Below are 16,525 nucleotides of genomic sequence, written 5' to 3'. Positions count from 1 at the left end.
ATCCAAACGAAGTTTGGACATGAAAAGAGTAAACCTATGATTACTCCGGATCATAATCCAACACTGGTGCTAGCCACCTCTCAACCTCCTCCACACTCATCCCCTTACGCGCTGCATAATCTTCTACCTGATCGCGTCCAATATTGGTCACACCAAAGTAGCGTGATTTAGGATGGGCAAAATACCAGCCTGATACTGCGGCGGTGGGGAACATAGCAAAGCTTTCAGTGATGTTAAGACCGATAGTTTCATCGGGTTTTAGTAGATCCCATAGCAAGCCTTTCTCGGTGTGATCGGGACAAGCTGGGTAACCCGGTGCGGGGCGGATCCCTTTGTATTTTTCACGAATAAGCGCTTCGTTATCGAGTACCTCATCGGCAGCATAACCCCAGAACTCTTTACGGACACGCTCATGCATACGTTCGGCGAAGGCTTCAGCCAAGCGGTCTGCCAGACACTTGAGCATAATGGCGCTGTAGTCATCGTGGTCAGCCTCGAAACGCTCAACATGCTCGTCGATACCGTGACCTGCGGTAACTGCAAAGCCACCCATGTAATCGGCTACGCCAGAGTCTTTAGGGGCGACAAAGTCGGCGAGGCAGAAGTTGTCATTGCCCACACGTTCAATCTGCATCCGCAGATGATGGGTCGTCATCTCAAGTTCACTACGGCTTTCATCAGTGTAAAGCTCTATGTCGTCATGTCCCACGGTATTTGCAGGGAACAGACCGATAACGCCTTTGGCGGTGAGCCACTTCTCATCGATGATCTTCTTAAGCATGGCCTTACCGTCGCTAAACAGTTTACGTGCCTCTTCACCCACGACTTCATCATCTAAAATCTTAGGGAAGTGACCGTGCAGCTCCCAGCTGCGGAAAAACGGTGTCCAGTCGATGCGATCGACGAGATCTTCTAGTGGATAATCATCGAATACCTGACGACCTAGTTGGTTAGGCACAAATGGGGTGTAGCTCTCCCAGTCGTGCTGACAACGATTTTCACGGGCAGCTTCGATTGAGGTGATCATTTTACGTTTAGCCTGTGACAGGCGTTTTTCACGCATCACATCATATTCGTTATAGGCTTCATCTATGGTGGCTTGACGAGTGTCATCGTTAATGAGCTTAGAAACCATAGGGACGGCGCGCGAAGCATCGGCAATATAGATGGCGCCCGTTGGTGCATGTGGGGCTATTTTCACTGCGGTGTGAATTTTAGAGCAGGTGGCACCACCAATAATCGAAGGGATGGTGAGGCCCGCTTTATGGAAGCTTTTAACGTTATGCACCATCTCGTCTAGACTCGGGGTGATAAGTCCTGACATCCCGATAATATCGACATTCTCCGCTTTGGCGACCTCAATGATTTTCTCTACAGGGACCATCACACCGAGATCAATCACCTCATAGCCGTTACAGGCCAGTACCACGCCAACAATGTTCTTGCCAATATCGTGTACGTCACCTTTTACCGTGACCATTAAGATCTTACCGTTAGATTGACCGGCGACCTTTTCAAGCTCGATGTAAGGGTTGAGGTAAGCCACAGCTTTTTTCATCACGCGGGCGGATTTTACCACCTGTGGTAGGAACATCTTGCCGGAGCCAAAGAGATCGCCAACGATGTTCATGCCGTCCATCAGCGGACCTTCAATGACATCCAGTGGTCTGGTGGCCGCTGTACGCGCCTCTTCGGTATCCTCATCGATATAGTCGGTAATGCCCTTGACCAGTGCGTGAGCTAAACGCTCGTTAACCGGTTTAGTGCGCCACTCGAGATCCTCTTTTTTACCAGCCTGAGCCCCATCGCCACGGAATTTTTCCGCGACCTCTAGTAGCTGTTCGGTGTTATTGGTTGCTTCACCGTTTTTATCCACTGCGCTGCAGGGGAGGTTTTGTACTATGGCTTCAACTTTCTCTTTGAGTTCTGGGTCGATATCGTCATAAATGGCCAGCTGCCCAGCGTTAACGATACCCATGTCCATGCCAGCTTGAATCGCGTGATAGAGGAACACGGCGTGAATTGCTTCTCGCACCGGGTTATTACCGCGAAATGAGAAGGAGACATTGGAGACACCGCCCGAGATCATTGCGTGGGGTAGAGTGCGCTTTATCTCGCGGGTTGCCTCGATAAAATCGACGGCGTAGTTATCATGCTCCTCGATACCGGTGGCGATGGCGAAGATGTTGGGGTCAAAGATAATATCTTCTGGTGGGAAGCCAACCTTGTCGACTAAGACGTTATAGGCGCGAGTACAGATCTCGACTTTGCGCGCCTCGGTGTCCGCTTGGCCTGTTTCATCGAAGGCCATGATAATGGCAGCAGCGCCATATCGTTTAACCAGTTTGGCTTGCTCAATAAACTTCTCTTCGCCCTCTTTTAGGGAGATGGAGTTAACGATCCCTTTGCCTTGAATGCATTTAAGACCGGCTTCGATCACCTCCCATTTGGAGGAGTCGATCATAATCGGTACGCGAGAGATATCTGGCTCTGAAGCGATAAGATTGAGGAATTTGTGCATCACCTCGACGCCGTCGAGCATCCCCTCATCCATATTGATATCGATGATCTGAGCGCCGTTTTCCACTTGATCGCGGGCGACACTCAGTGCTTCTTCATATTCGCCAGTTTTAATCAGGCGCAGAAACTTGGCAGAGCCAGTGACGTTGGTACGCTCACCTACGTTTAGGAAGAGTGAGTTCTCATCTATGGTCAGAGGCTCAAGGCCTGAGAGACGACAAGCCACTGGAATATCAGGCAGTTTACGCGCCGGGTGCTTAATCACAGCTTCACGAATGACGCGGATGTGATCGGGTGTAGTACCACAACAGCCACCGATAATATTGAGGAAGCCCTCCTCGGCCCACTCGCCAATGATATCGGCCATCTGTTTGGGGGTTTCATCATAACCACCAAACTCATTTGGCAGCCCCGCATTGGGGTGCGCCGAGACGAAACACTCAGAAATTTTTGATAACTCTTCTACATATGGACGCAGCTCTTTTGGTCCTAATGCACAGTTAAGGCCGATAGAGAGTGGCTTAACGTGACGTAATGAGTTGTAGAAGGCTTCGGTGGTTTGTCCGGTAAGGGTACGGCCTGAGGCATCGGTTATGGTGCCTGAGATCATGATAGGCAAACGGAAATCTTGCTCATCAAATACGGTTTCAATAGCAAACAGTGCCGCTTTGGCGTTGAGCGTATCGAAGATGGTTTCCACCATGAGGATATCGGCGCCGCCTTGGACTAATGCATTGATAGACTCAATATAGGCTTCGACTAATTCATCGAAGCTAACATTACGGTAGCCAGGGTCGTTGACATCGGGACTGATTGAACAGGTTCGGTTGGTTGGTCCGAGAACACCCGCCACATAACAGCTTCGGCCAGTCTCTTGTTCGACTTCATCGGCAGCGGCGCGGGCTAAGCGAGCACCCTCAAGGTTGATCGAGGCCGAATGCTCCTGCATGTCGTAATCGGCCATGGCGATACGAGTCGCGTTGAAGGTGTTGGTCTCGATAATATCGGCACCAGCCAGTAGGTAATCTTTATGGATCTGTTTAATCGCATCTGGCTGGGTGAGCACCAACATGTCGTTGTTGCCCTTAACATCGCAATGCCACTCCTTAAACTGCTCACCACGAAAGGCATCCTCTTCGAATTTGCAGTCTTGGATCATGGTGCCCATGGCGCCATCTAGGATAAGGATCCCATCGCTCAGTTGCTGCTTTAGCTGCTGCTCGAGTTGTTGGCCTTTCGCTTTTATGTTTTTGGTTCTTAGGGTTCCAGTGGTCATAAATTCTACCTGTTTTAACGACTTAATTGCTCAGGCTCAAGCGTGTGCCTATATTATAAATCTATACTTTCAGATGTTTACTCTGTTTTTATACCAATTTTAGTTAGTTTGGTATGCGGTTTTATCTGAACTTTATTTTGGATGTTTATACGTATAGACGTCCATAATAAACCAGAGTCTAGTGATAGTCGAGTATCCATCCTATACCGATTAGAATTGCTTGACTAAGAGGGGATAGATTGCAAACTTAGGCAGTGTGGATATTGAAGGTGTGGATATTGAAGGTGTGGATATTGAAGGTGTGGATATTGAAGGTGTGGAAGGAAGAGAATGTCGGAGGCGATGGATGGAAGAAAGTGAAACGCAAGATTGGAGCAATGGTAAAACGACCAGCCTTTACCTGATGCGTCATGGTGAATGCGAAGGTGGTGATATATTACGAGGCCAAACCGATGTGGCCTTGAGTCAACTTGGCAAGGAGCAGATGCAGCAAGAATTAGCTGGGTTAGATATTGAGTTTGAGCAGGTGATCTGCTCTCCACTGCGCCGCTGTAGCGAATTTGCTTTAAGCCTCTACCTTGAAAAGGGGATCCCGCTGAAGATGGAGGATGGGCTCAAAGAGATAGACTTTGGTGACTGGGACGGCGAGACACTAGAAACACTGTTTCAGCAGAGCTCAAGTGTGTTGGATATGTACTGGAAGAACCCTTGGGCATTTACGCCACCTAATGGCGAGACGATGCAGGAGTTTGAGGCCAGAGTAAATCAGGGGTGGGAGAGGATAATAAGCCAGTACAGCGGGCAGACCTTGCTACTGGTGACCCATGGTGGTGTGATCCGCCATCTAATGTCTAAGGCATTAGGTGCGACAGGAGTCGCAGGCTTTTACACCCAGCTTGCACTGGATTATGCCTGCGTGGTGAAGATCACCGTTTACAGCTCAGCTCAAGGGGAGCTATTCACTAAACTGCATTGGGGTGCTAATGGCAATTGAATTAACTATAAGACTCGAAAATTCAATCGCTACGGTTTTACTCAGCTATTAAACACGGCATAATAGCGCCATCTAGGATCTGTTTAACTTGGCTGCTGATAGAGTGAATGCCCAGAGGCAGATCCGCAAAGTGAGGTGTTGAGAGCGAGCAAGTGCTGAGTACAACAAAGCGCTTGAAAGTGAACTCAACCTTAAAAGGGAATTGGGGAGTAGCATTTAGCTATTAATGGCCCAAACTGTACCCGCAACTGTATGTGTTTTAAAGAGGTCGTTAGGATCTAACCTAGGACCTAGGACATGAGTACCTCTTTAAACCATGAGTCAGGATACCTGCCTAACTTTGTCGCTAAAAAACTCGAGCGGGTAACTCGAGGGGGCGTTTCAAATGCTGTTTTTTCACTGCACCAATTGGCAGTGCCACGTCATCATCAATAAGTTAAGCCAGTTCGGGTTCCTTCGTATCTCGATGTTTATCATGCCTGAAATTTGCCGCACAAGATGCACATGGGGCGTTAAGTGATAGAGCGAATTGTTCAAGAGACTGAAATACTTAAGGTCGATAACTTAAGCTGGCATGCCGATGAGCGTGAGATCTTATCCGGTATCCACTTCTGCCTAACAAAAGGGGAGATGTTAGGGATCATTGGTCCCAATGGTGCCGGTAAATCCAGCCTGCTGCGCTGTCTCTACCGATATATCAAACCAAGCTCAGGCGCAATTACCCTTTTTGGTGACGAGATAGCAACGCTATCAGCAAAGGAGTTTGCTAAGCGAGTAGCGGTTGTACTCCAGGACACGCCACACCATTTTGACCTGACCACAGCGCAGCTGGTGGCTATTGGGTTAACTCCCCATAAGGGGCCTTTTGAGATAACCACAGCTAAAGACAGAGAGGTTATCAATGATGCGCTAGCAAAAGTGGGGTTGACCCATAAAGCTGGGCAAGCTTATGAGCACCTTTCCGGTGGTGAAAAGCAGCGTGCCTTGATTGCCCGGGCGATAGTGCAACGACCTAAACTGCTGATTTTAGATGAGCCTACCAATCATCTAGATATTCGTTATCAGATACAGATCTTAGAGCTGCTTCGAAGCCTTAATATTTCAGTTATCACCTCTATTCATGATCTAAATCTTGCCAGTGCCCTGTGTGATCAGTTGCTGTTATTAGATGGAGGAAAGTGTATCTCCCATGGCGCACCTGTAGAGGTGTTAACTGAGCAGCGAATTGGGGACGTGTTCGGTGTCTGCTGTAAAGTCGAGCCGCATCCTCAACATGCCAATCCTCAGATCAGCTATTTTTATGGCTACTCCTCAATTAAAGAGAAGCAAGGGAGGCAAGATGACAGTGGCAGTTAAGTCTGGCCTACATCAGGTTTGGGTCAACCTCTCGCTCTTGATTATCTCGCTTGTCTCCTTAGTGGCTGCTGCGAGTTTTGGCGCTGCGGATCTCTCCTTTGTCGACGTGTTGAGTGTACTAGAACATAAAGCTTTTGGTTCGGGAGTCTCAGAGGGAGCTGGCATTGCCGAGCGGATCATTATCGAACTCAGGTTTCCGCGGATTTTACTGGCTTTTACCGCGGGAGCGGGACTCTCTATTGCTGGTAGTGTGTTACAAACCGTGACCCGTAACCCGTTAGCGGACCCCTATCTGTTTGGGATCTCCTCGGGTGCTTCCTTTGGTGCAGTGGTGGTGCTGACGCTGTTCTCTAGCTCAGGGCTGTTCGAGCGTTACGAGTGGTTAAGTTTGCCATTAGGGGCATTTATCGGTGCTGGTTTGTCGGTATTGATGGTGCTGAGTCTGTGTGGCCGCACCATGAGTAGTCAGATTGAGCGCATGCTGCTTTCTGGCGTAGCTATCTCCTTTATGTTCGGGGCGCTCACTAGCCTTCTGCTCTATTTCTCCAGCCCCCAGGCCGCAGCATCTGTGCTTTTTTGGAGTCTGGGCAGTTTTGCAAAAGCGGGTTGGGATACCCTATTGCTTCCCTTTGCTGTCGTGAGCTTTTCTACTGTAATCATACTGTTATTTAAGCGCCAGATAATGGCCATGAGAGCTGGAGATGAAACCGCCCACACATTAGGTGTTAACGTCGCTCGTTTGCGCTTGCAGATGCTATTACTGTGCTCGTTCATCACCGCTATCTTAGTGGCCAACTGTGGAGGAATTGGCTTTGTGGGTTTGATGATCCCACACACGGTCAGAATGCTATTTCCTGGCTACTTTCCTCTGCTGACGACGGCGCTGTTTGGTGGCTTGTTTATGATCTGGATCGATGTGTTGGCTCGGACACTATTGAGTCACCAAGAGCTGCCTATCGGCATTATTACGGCTGTGATCGGCAGTGTTTTCTTTCTGGCTATTTTAGGGCGAAAAAAATAGATAGCGAACAGTAAGTCGCGTAAGAATTTAGGTAAAGAGTGTCTATGGGGCTTGCAGCCTCAACGCTTTCATGTTTTCTTAGTGTTCGTGTTTAAAGTACTACTTTTGACTTACTCGCTTAAACCTCTTTAGATTGAAATTTCAGTACTTTGAAAGGGTTTGAGCATAGTGAGAAGATTAAATAATTAAATCAGGGTATGGAATATGTTAGGCATTGGGTTCGATATTGCGCCAATTAGTCATGAGTTTGATGATGAGATTCAGAGTAGAATTGATAATAAGACCAAACCATTAGGGGCGCTTGGTGAACTTGAGTTTCTGGCTAAACAGATAGCTCGCGTACTAGGTAAGGATAAGCCAAAGATATCGAATCCTAAGCTGCTGGTATTTGCCGCCGACCATGGTATTGCTGCTGCCGGAGTATCGATAGCGCCGAGTGAAGTGACTACCCAGATGGTGATGAACTTTATCAATGGCGGCGCGGCTATCAATGTGTTCTGCCGTCAGGTGGGCTTTGAACTTGAAGTGATTGATTGCGGAATTTTACAACCCTTGGAGGGGGTTGAAGGGATTATCGACCAACGATTGGGGGCGGGAACGGCGCCGATCCACCGCCAAGCTGCAATGACATTGGGTGCGGTAAAGCAAGGCATGGAGATGGCGCGAGCGCGTATTGAGCATCATCATCAACTTGGGTGTAACTTAATCGCCCTAGGTGAGATGGGCATAGGAAATACCACCTCTGCCGCTGCGATAATGGCATGCATAATGGAAATGGATAGTATCGATTGTGTCGGGCGCGGCACAGGGATCGACGCGGCAACCCTAAAGCGTAAACAGATGCTTGTGGAACAGGCTCTGCATGTTCATGAGTCAGAGCTTGCCGATCCCTTTAATATTTTGGCCTGCCTTGGTGGCTTTGAAATCGTGCAGATGACAGGGGCCATGCTTGCGGCTGCCGAAAGAGGCATGCTAGTGGTGATTGATGGGTTTATTGCCACGGCTGCGGCCATGGTAGCGGTAAAGATAAACCCTAATGTGCGCGGTTATATGATCTTTGGTCATCAATCCGATGAACGCGGTCACTGCCTGATGATGGAGCACCTGCATGCACGTCCGTTATTGAAACTGGATATGAGATTAGGTGAAGGTACCGGAGCCGCACTAGCGCTACCTATGATCCAAGCTGCTGCTGGTTTTTACAATGAGATGGCCAGCTTCAGTGATGCGGGTATAGAGATATAAGCGACGAGTTTAGAGTTACGAGCTAAAGCGTTAACTCGCGACTCGATACTGTCTTAGCTTTATCTTTAACTCTCGACTTAACACTGCTTTTCTTCTGGATATTTATATGCATGTTTTACGTCAACAGCTGACTCTTTTTTTTATCGCCATGGGCTTTTTTACCCGCATTCCTATGCCGACATGGGTTAAGGTCGATGGCGAAAGTTTAAATAAAGCTAATCGTTATTTTGGACTGATTGGACTTTTAGTGGGGGGGATCTGTGCGCTGGTTTATGAGATAACTCGCGGTTTTCTCCCTGTTTCAGTCAGCATTATATTTGCCATGATCGCTGGATTAGTCGTGACTGGTGGCTTCCATGAAGATGGATTGGCCGATACCGCCGATGGTTTAGGTGGTGGCTGGAGTGTGGCTGATAAACTTAAGATTATGAAAGACTCAAGGATAGGCACCTATGGGGCGCTTGCTCTGGTGATGGGGCTCATGCTTAAGTTCATTCTGCTCAGTGAGTTGGCGCTCTATAATCCTGACTTAGTCGTGACAGCTTTGATAGTCGGTCACACCTTGAGCCGAGTGATGGCGGCGAGCCTTATCTTTTCCCAATCCTATGTTCGCGATGACGATTCTAGTAAAAGTAAACCTCTGGCTCAGAACCAAACGGTCAATGAGTTATTGATTTTACTGGCGACAGCAGTGCTTGTGCTCTGGTGTAGTGGATTAAGTGGAGGCCTCTATATTGCTATCGGACTTGTGCTGTTACGTTGGGGGCTTATCTATCTGTTTCATCGTCAAATTGGCGGCTACACAGGGGATACTCTGGGTGCGACTCAACAGCTTGCTGAGTTAGCCTGTTACCTTATGTTGTTGGGGTTCTCACTGTGAACCATCTGATTTTAGGCGGTGCCAGGAGTGGCAAAACCCGTTTTGCTACTCAAGCGGCTGTGGCACTTGCTGCAAAGGGATATGAATGTGTTTATCTCGCGACTGCTCAGGCGCTGGACAGTGAGATGCATGAAAGGATCACCAGACATCAGCTCGATAGAGAGCAAGACAGTATTGAGTGGTTAACCTATGAGACGCCCTTTGAACTGGTGGAGACACTTAAAGCCATTGCTAGAGATAACAGAGTGATAGTAGTGGACTGTTTAACGCTTTGGCTGACCAATCATCTGCTCATTGAGCCAAAAACTCAGTCTGAAGAGCGTTGGCGTAAAGCCAAAACTATGCTGTTGCAAGCCCTGCCATCACTACCAGGAGAGGTCTATTTAGTGAGCAATGAGGTAGGGTGTGGCATAGTGCCTATGGGAGAGTTAAGCCGCCGCTTTGTCGATGAAGCTGGCTGGCTGCATCAGGATATCGCCAAGATTGCTGACGAAGTTGTGTTAGTCACAGCTGGACTTCCCATGAGGTTAAAGGGATAGATAAGATGAGCCCCAAAAAGAAGATTGAATCAGATACAGCAGTTCCAGCTCAAGTGCTTATGGTACAGGGTACCACTTCAGATGCCGGCAAAAGCACCTTAGTCGCAGGTTTGTGCCGTTTGTTTGCCCGTCGCGGTGTTAACGTTGCTCCCTTCAAGCCACAAAATATGGCGCTTAATAGTGCGGTTACTGCCGATGGTGGTGAGATTGGCCGCGCCCAAGCGCTGCAAGCGATAGCCTGTGGTTTACCTCTGCACACAGATTTTAACCCTATTTTACTCAAGCCCAGTTCTGATACGGGTGCTCAAGTTATCGTGCAAGGTCGAGCCTTAGATCAGATGGAAGCTAAGACCTTTTTTGGTCAAGATGGCGAGCGAATAAAAGAGAAGGGGGGCTACCGAGTCAAGGCGATGTCGGCAGTACTCGACTCCTTTGAGCGTTTATCTAGAGGTTATGACACTTTGTTTGTAGAGGGTGCTGGTAGCCCTGCTGAGATTAATCTGCGTGAAGGTGATATTGCTAATATGGGCTTTGCCGAAGCGGTAGATTGCCCTGTGATCATCATAGCTGATATCGACAAAGGTGGTGTGTTTGCTCATATGGTTGGCACTCTCGCGCTGCTTTCTGAGTCTGAGCAGGCTAGGGTTAAAGGGTTTGTGATTAACCGTTTTCGCGGCGATATTGCACTGCTGCAATCTGGACTCGATTGGCTGGAGTTCTACACGAATAAACCTGTGTTAGGTGTGTTGCCCTATTTACATGATCTGCATTTGGACGCTGAAGATGCCTTGGTGGCATCGCCTGTTAAATCCCAAAACAGCAAGCTTAATGTCCTTGTTTTAGTTTTTCCTCGCATCAGTAATCACACCGATTTTGATCCCCTTAGGTTGCACCCGCAGATTGAGTTTAACTATGTCTCAGTGCAAACTCTGTCTCAATCTCCATTAACTTCTGGAGAACTACCTCAAGCCGATCTGATCATACTACCGGGCAGTAAAAATGTTCGGGCTGATCTGGATTTCATGCGTGAGCAGGGCTGGGATATCGCGCTGGCTAAACATCTTAGGTATGGTGGTAAGGTGATGGGGATCTGTGGCGGATATCAGATGTTAGGCTTGATGATTGACGATCCTAGTGGGGTTGAAGGTGAGGTGGGTGATACAGAAGGGTTAGGTTACCTCTCACTCGTAACAGAGCTTAAGCCAGACAAGGTGTTAAGACAGGTCACTGGTGAGCTCTCTTTGTTAGGGGAGCAGGCAGCAGTGAAAGGCTACGAGATCCATTGTGGCGAGTCCCAAATATTAAATCCTGATCTGAGTCAAAACTCTCCGTTTAGCCTCACCGTTGAGAGTGAAGCTGAAGAGTTTAGTGATGGCATGCTCACTAAAGACAACCAAATTTTAGGCACCTATCTTCATGGTGTGTTTGACTCGCCTCAGGCTTGCACTCTTATCCTCAAATGGGCGGGATTGAATCATGCCCAAGTGGTGGATATCGATGCCATCCGTGAGGAGCAACTTAATCGGTTTGCCGATCAGCTAGAGAAAAGTTTAGATATAGAGAAGATAGAAGAGATTTTAAGATCGTGAAGCTACCAGCTTTAGCGCTGTATTTGGCTTCAAGTGATTAACTAATTGACGGAAATACCATGACAGAAAATAACGGAACGTCGAACATGACAGATAAGAGTGAGATGACTCAGGAGGAGCGAAAAGCTCAGCGCCATAAAGAGAGGCAGCAGAGAGTCAAAGAGACGGTAGATGCCAAAATTGCTGCCGCTCAAGAGGAGAAGGGCATATTGCTCGTGTTAACGGGTAATGGTAAGGGGAAGTCCACTTCAGGTTTCGGCACCATAGCTCGCTCTGTCGGCCATGGTAAGAAAGCCGCCGTTGTTCAGTTTATCAAGGGAAACTGGGACTGTGGTGAGCGTACTCTACTTGAGGGAGCAGGTGTTGATTTTCATGTGATGGGCACAGGCTTTACCTGGGAGACCCAAGACAGAGAAAAGGATACTCAAGCCGCGGAAAGTGCCTGGGCTGCGGCAGAGAAGTTACTCAAAGATGAGACTATTGATTGCCTGATGCTCGATGAACTTACCTACATGATAAGTTATCACTACCTAGATGTTGAGCGGGTGGTCGAAGCGTTAAAAAACAGGCCTAAGATGCAACATGTGATAGTGACGGGAAGAGCGTGTCATCGAGCCATTGTCGAGTTAGCGGATACGGTGAGTGAGGTGCAGCCGATCAAACATGCGTTTGAAGCCGGAATCAAAGCGCAGCCCGGCTTCGACTACTGATCTTTCTTCTTGCTCACCACTGTGGCGTTATTGTCTACGCTGGCTCACCCCATCACATACTAGTCGTATGCTCAGGGGCTGAGCCAGCTTGACTGCTTAGCCACAGAGGCGATCACTTTGAAAAATACTGCCGAAAATGTGTTGCGTCGTCGTTCGCTGTGGGGCGCCTTGTACTTCGCTTTCTTTGTTGTGGCGTTATTGTCTATGCTGGCTCACCCCATCCATGAGCCTTCAGCGGCTTTTGGGTGAGGAGCCCTCAGCGGCTTGTAATAAAGAGATATATGCTCAGGAGCTGACTTTTTATGTAAAGCAAGGGCTTGACGGCTTAGCCCTTATCCCGATCAGTTTGAAATTGTATTTCTTCGGGGTCAAAACTGTGGTGTATTGTCTGAAGAACCTAGAACCTAGAACCTAGAACCTAGAACCCGTTTCTTTAGCTCTTGATTGTATAGCAGGACGAAGTCCGCTCTAGCCGCGAAGCGGCCTAGCAGTGAGCTTGCGAACGATCTAGAGTCCTAAAACTCAGAATATAAAACAAAATATAAAAGGGATGTTGATGCAACATAGTGTAAAAAGGCTGCTTGTGGCCATGGTCTGTTTTTTATCTGTTTCTGTGGCGGTTGCAGCGCCGGCGAAACGTGTGATTGCTTTATCACCTCATTCGGTGGAGATGCTCTATGCCATAGGTGCGGGTGAGACGATTGTAGCCACCACAGATCATGCTGACTTTCCTGCAGCTGCACTTGATATCCCACGTATTGGCGGCTATCACGGGGTTCAAATTGAACGTGTGATTGAGCTTAACCCTGATCTGGTTCTGGTGTGGGGTAGTGGCAATAAAGCAGAGGATATTGATCGGATTAAGAGCTTAGGGTTTAAGGTATTTGATAGCGACCCTAAGACACTGGAGGCGGTAGCCGACGAGCTCAAAGCCTTGGGTGAGTTGACCGGAAATAAGGCGCAAGCTAATAGGGTTGGTGATGAGTACCTTACTCAGCTGGCTAAGCTACGCAAGGACAACTTAGCTAAGCAGAAGGTAAAAGTGTTCTATCAACTCTGGTCTACCCCCTTGATGACAGTGGCTAAAAATAGCTGGATCCAACAGATCATCGATGTTTGCCATGGTGATAATGTCTATATTGATGCTGCCAGTGATTACCCCCAGGTGAGCCTTGAGAGTGTATTGCTTAAGATGCCAGAAGTGATCCTACAGAGCCAAGATGAGGGCAATGTGCTAGGTGTTGACTGGAACAAGTGGCAGGAGATCCCTGCGGTGAAACAGCAACATATCTACCAGCTTAATGCCGATCTTTTACATAGGGCGGCGCCTAGGGCACTATTAGGGGTTAATGCGCTGTGTGAAGCTTTAGATAAAGCGAGAAAATAAGCTGCTAGTTATTAGATATGAGTTTCGAGTCACGAGCTAAAAGATAAGAGATGGATACAACTCTTTAGCAACAGCAAAGTTCACTATGACGGCTCAGGTGTTGATGCCGTCATACTGAGTTTACCTCAGGAGCCGGCTTTGACTCGTAACTCGCAGCTTTCTTGGCTGTGTCTCTAGCTAGCAACTCGCTACTCATAGTTATTTTTAACTAATTAAAGGATCTCTACCCTATGACAACCCTACTTATTTGTCTGTTTATTGCTATGTTGTTGCCCTATCTGGCGAAAGGCCCCGTTGCTGTAGCGATGGCAAAAGCCGGTGGCTATGATAATGCTCACCCGAGAGATCAACAGTCAAAGTTAACTGGTTTCGGTGCTCGGGCAGTGGCTGGACATCAAAATGCATTTGAATCTTTGTTGATTTTTGGACTTGCGGTGGTGACCGTGATAGCGACAAATAGTGTTAATGAGACCGCTGTGATCTTTGCTATCGTGCATGTGATAGCTCGCATCGCCTATCAAGTGTTATACCTTATCGACAAAGGCACATTGCGATCTTTAAGCTGGTTTGTTGCCATCATCTCCTCCTTCACTATCTTCTGTCAGGCGTTCTAGTTGGAGGTTAAAGGCTAAGAGTTTCGAGTTTCGAAACTCTAGCTGCGAGCTTAGCTACACATACTTCTCTTCAATTTTCGGTACAGTTCTACTTTGAACAAGCGCTCTCTATATTTTTACGACTTATGAGTCTGTTCTAGGCTAATACCGATTGGTATTATTCAGGCTTTATCTCCACTCTACAATATGAATCCTTTAGTTTTTCTTATGTTACAACTGTTACATTAGATTTTTTTAATAAAAAAAATTCTAATGTACTTAAAAATATAATAGACTGCATCCATATTCTAAAAGCTTGAGGTTGAAGATGAAGAAGTTACTGATTATTGGTGGTGTAGCTGGTGGTGCATCGGCAGCGGCTCGTGCAAGGCGCTTGAATGAGGAGGCTGAGATCATCATGTTTGAGCGTGGTGAATTTGTCTCTTTTGCTAATTGTGGTCTTCCCTATCATATCAGTGGTGAGATCCCTGAACGCAGCGCGCTTATTCTGCAAACGCCCGCTAGCTTTAAGTCCCGTTTTAATGTCGATGTGCGCGTACAGCAGGAGGTGATTGCCATCGATAAAGTCGCTAAAACCCTATTGGTGAAGAATCTGATTACCGGTGAGCAATACAGTGAAAGTTACGATGCACTTCTTTTATCTCCTGGAGCTGCGCCAATCACGCCACCTATCCCAGGTTTAAATACACCGCTTACTTTCTCGCTACGCAATATCCCTGATATGGATAGGATCTTAGCCAGTGTTAAACAAAGCAGGCCTCGCCATGTCACGGTTGTAGGGGGCGGCTTTATCGGCCTTGAGATGATGGAGTCTTTTCATGCTCTTAATATTGAGGTGACCCTGCTGGAGCTCTCGAATCAGGTGATGGCGCCTGTGGATATAGAGATGGCGAATATGCTCCACAGCGAGATTCTAGCGAAAGGGATTGATCTGCGACTTAATACTGGCCTTGCTAGTGTCGAACAGACAAGCTCAGGATTGAGCCTCTTCTTAAGCAATGGTGAGTCTCTTGATACAGAGCTATTAATCTGCGCTATTGGCGTCAAACCTGAGACCCGTTTAGCTGTAGATGCTGGGCTGGTCATCGGTGAGCTGGGTGGGATCATTGTTGACGAGATGATGCGAACCAGTGATGCCGATATCTATGCGGTGGGGGATGCGGTCGAGGAGTTTGATCTATTAACAGGTGAAAAGTGCCTAGTGCCACTGGCAGGCCCAGCAAACAGGCAAGGCCGTATCGCTGCAAATAATATCTTCGGTGGCAGCGCTAGCTATAAAAAGACCCAAGGAACGGCTATCTGTCGAGTTTTTGACTTAGCGATTGCCAGTACAGGGCTGAGTGAAAAGCGCCTTGCTAAAACAGAGATACCTTTCGATAAAGTTTATCTGCATGGCGCGAGTCATGCGAGCTATTTCCCTGGTGCGCACCCTATCTCATTAAAGCTTTTGTTTAACACAGATAACGGCAAAATTTTAGGGGCTCAGGCATTGGGACGCGATGGAGTCGATAAGCGAATCGATGTGTTGGCTGTGGCCATAAGAGCGGGATTAACTGTTTATGATCTGCAAGAGATGGAGTTGACCTACGCACCGCCCTATGGCTCGGCCAAGGATCTGCTTAATCAGGCTGGCTTTGTCGCCACTAATAGCTTGAAAGGCGAGACATGCTTATGTCACAGCGCAGATATTGATGCTCGTGATGACAGCCAAGTCTTGCTCGATGTTAGAAATCCTGGCGAATTGCTTAAAGCGGGTTCAATAGCGGGAGCGATAAACATTCCACTGGATCAACTTAGGGAGAGGCTCAATGAACTGCCCCGAGATAGGGAAGTATTAGTTTTCTGTCAGGTGGGATTACGAGGGCATGTAGCTTATCGGATGTTGGTTAATCATGGTTTTAAGGTCAGAAACTTAAGCGGTGGGTTTAAGACCTATCAGGCGGTGACTGCATGAGTCTATTAATGTCGTTTTTAGGTGGGAGTTTAATCGGTCTAGCCGCAATTGGTTTGATGATCTTTAATGGTCGAATTGCAGGGATCAGTGGCATTTTATCTTCGGCTCTCTTGCCCAAGGAGAGGGCTAGTAGTGATAAAGAAACCGGCTTAGCTTGGCAGTGGTTTTTTCTGTTTGGCTTAGTCTCAGCGGGCTTTGTTTATGCGTTGCTTTCAGGCTCATCATCACATAATCAACCTCAATTTAATCAGGTTTCCACTCCCTTGTTAATCATAGGGGGCTTGCTGGTGGGGCTTGGCAGTAACATAGGTTCTGGCTGTACCAGTGGTCATGGGATCTGCGGCATCGGCAGGTTATCTCCCCGCTCAGTTATTGCGACTGGGGTATTTATGTTAACCGGCATGCTTGCTGCTGTTTTAATCCATTAGTATCAAATGATA

13 protein-coding genes and 1 riboswitch are annotated in these 16,525 nt (G+C 47.8%); of the genes, 12 read left to right on the top strand and 1 reads right to left on the bottom strand.

Going from position 1 to position 16,525, the window contains the following annotated elements; genetic code table 11:
• Positions 1-40 precede the first annotated feature (40 nt).
• Positions 41-3,796, bottom strand: a complete 3,756-nt coding sequence (metH, locus tag SWOO_RS20970) for a methionine synthase (RefSeq protein ID WP_012326673.1) — start codon at positions 3,794-3,796, stop codon at positions 41-43.
• A gap of 256 nt (positions 3,797-4,052) precedes the next feature.
• Here metH and SWOO_RS20965 point away from each other — a divergent pair, with 256 nt between their 5' ends.
• The 12 genes from SWOO_RS20965 to SWOO_RS20905 all read left to right on the top strand — a co-directional run bounded on the left by SWOO_RS20965 (position 4,053) and on the right by SWOO_RS20905 (position 16,513).
• The gene (locus tag SWOO_RS20965) at positions 4,053-4,790 is read left to right on the top strand and encodes a histidine phosphatase family protein (protein WP_229377257.1); all 738 of its coding nucleotides are present in this window, start codon (positions 4,053-4,055) and stop codon (positions 4,788-4,790) included.
• 150 nt (positions 4,791-4,940) lie between these two features.
• Positions 4,941-5,142, top strand: a riboswitch (cobalamin riboswitch).
• A 164-nt stretch (positions 5,143-5,306) separates the two neighbouring features.
• Positions 5,307-6,146 carry an ABC transporter ATP-binding protein gene (locus tag SWOO_RS20960; RefSeq protein WP_012326671.1) on the top strand — a complete coding sequence of 280 codons (840 nt, stop codon included), beginning with the start codon at positions 5,307-5,309 and terminating at the stop codon, positions 6,144-6,146.
• Positions 6,130-7,167, top strand: coding sequence for a FecCD family ABC transporter permease (locus SWOO_RS20955; protein ID WP_012326670.1), 1,038 nt, complete (start codon positions 6,130-6,132; stop codon positions 7,165-7,167). The genes SWOO_RS20960 and SWOO_RS20955 overlap by 17 nt, the downstream gene beginning before the upstream one ends.
• A gap of 204 nt (positions 7,168-7,371) precedes the next feature.
• On the top strand, positions 7,372-8,412 hold the full coding sequence (gene cobT, locus SWOO_RS20950; protein ID WP_012326669.1) for a nicotinate-nucleotide--dimethylbenzimidazole phosphoribosyltransferase: 1,041 nt from the start codon (positions 7,372-7,374) through the stop codon (positions 8,410-8,412).
• A gap of 106 nt (positions 8,413-8,518) precedes the next feature.
• The gene (locus SWOO_RS20945) at positions 8,519-9,292 is read left to right on the top strand and encodes an adenosylcobinamide-GDP ribazoletransferase (RefSeq protein ID WP_012326668.1); all 774 of its coding nucleotides are present in this window, start codon (positions 8,519-8,521) and stop codon (positions 9,290-9,292) included.
• The gene (cobU, locus tag SWOO_RS20940) at positions 9,289-9,831 is read left to right on the top strand and encodes a bifunctional adenosylcobinamide kinase/adenosylcobinamide-phosphate guanylyltransferase (RefSeq protein ID WP_012326667.1); all 543 of its coding nucleotides are present in this window, start codon (positions 9,289-9,291) and stop codon (positions 9,829-9,831) included. Before SWOO_RS20945 ends, cobU begins: the two co-directional genes overlap by 4 nt.
• Before the next feature lie 5 nt (positions 9,832-9,836).
• Positions 9,837-11,420 (top strand): cobyric acid synthase, encoded by a 1,584-nt coding sequence (locus SWOO_RS20935; RefSeq protein ID WP_012326666.1) that lies wholly within the window; start codon positions 9,837-9,839, stop codon positions 11,418-11,420.
• 59 nt (positions 11,421-11,479) lie between these two features.
• Positions 11,480-12,130, top strand: coding sequence for a cob(I)yrinic acid a,c-diamide adenosyltransferase (gene cobO, locus SWOO_RS20930; RefSeq protein WP_012326665.1), 651 nt, complete (start codon positions 11,480-11,482; stop codon positions 12,128-12,130).
• Between the two features lie 556 nt (positions 12,131-12,686).
• Positions 12,687-13,517: a cobalamin-binding protein gene (locus SWOO_RS20920; protein ID WP_012326664.1), complete on the top strand. Its 831-nt coding sequence runs from the start codon at positions 12,687-12,689 to the stop codon at positions 13,515-13,517.
• A 230-nt stretch (positions 13,518-13,747) separates the two neighbouring features.
• On the top strand, positions 13,748-14,131 hold the full coding sequence (locus tag SWOO_RS20915) for an MAPEG family protein (protein WP_012326663.1): 384 nt from the start codon (positions 13,748-13,750) through the stop codon (positions 14,129-14,131).
• A gap of 307 nt (positions 14,132-14,438) precedes the next feature.
• On the top strand, positions 14,439-16,085 hold the full coding sequence (locus SWOO_RS20910) for an FAD-dependent oxidoreductase (protein WP_012326662.1): 1,647 nt from the start codon (positions 14,439-14,441) through the stop codon (positions 16,083-16,085).
• Complete coding sequence (locus tag SWOO_RS20905) at positions 16,082-16,513, top strand: YeeE/YedE family protein (protein ID WP_012326661.1); 432 nt, start codon at positions 16,082-16,084, stop codon at positions 16,511-16,513. Before SWOO_RS20910 ends, SWOO_RS20905 begins: the two co-directional genes overlap by 4 nt.
• The last annotated feature ends 12 nt before the right edge of the window (positions 16,514-16,525 follow it).

It is taken from the genome of Shewanella woodyi ATCC 51908 (assembly GCF_000019525.1).
GTDB lineage: Bacteria > Pseudomonadota > Gammaproteobacteria > Enterobacterales > Shewanellaceae > Shewanella > Shewanella woodyi.
The sequence above is the reverse complement of the archived record's forward strand: the minus strand, read 5'-3'. Positions and strand labels throughout refer to the sequence as shown.

Coding starts and splice junctions, on each gene's coding strand:
- metH (WP_012326673.1), bottom strand. CDS start 3,796: ATGACCACTGGAACCCTAAGAACCAAAAACATAAAAGCGAAAGGCCAA.
- SWOO_RS20955 (WP_012326670.1), top strand. CDS start 6,130: ATGACAGTGGCAGTTAAGTCTGGCCTACATCAGGTTTGGGTCAACCTC.
- cobT (WP_012326669.1), top strand. CDS start 7,372: ATGTTAGGCATTGGGTTCGATATTGCGCCAATTAGTCATGAGTTTGAT.
- SWOO_RS20945 (WP_012326668.1), top strand. CDS start 8,519: ATGCATGTTTTACGTCAACAGCTGACTCTTTTTTTTATCGCCATGGGC.
- SWOO_RS20935 (WP_012326666.1), top strand. CDS start 9,837: ATGAGCCCCAAAAAGAAGATTGAATCAGATACAGCAGTTCCAGCTCAA.
- cobO (WP_012326665.1), top strand. CDS start 11,480: ATGACAGAAAATAACGGAACGTCGAACATGACAGATAAGAGTGAGATG.
- SWOO_RS20920 (WP_012326664.1), top strand. CDS start 12,687: ATGCAACATAGTGTAAAAAGGCTGCTTGTGGCCATGGTCTGTTTTTTA.
- SWOO_RS20915 (WP_012326663.1), top strand. CDS start 13,748: ATGACAACCCTACTTATTTGTCTGTTTATTGCTATGTTGTTGCCCTAT.
- SWOO_RS20910 (WP_012326662.1), top strand. CDS start 14,439: ATGAAGAAGTTACTGATTATTGGTGGTGTAGCTGGTGGTGCATCGGCA.
- SWOO_RS20905 (WP_012326661.1), top strand. CDS start 16,082: ATGAGTCTATTAATGTCGTTTTTAGGTGGGAGTTTAATCGGTCTAGCC.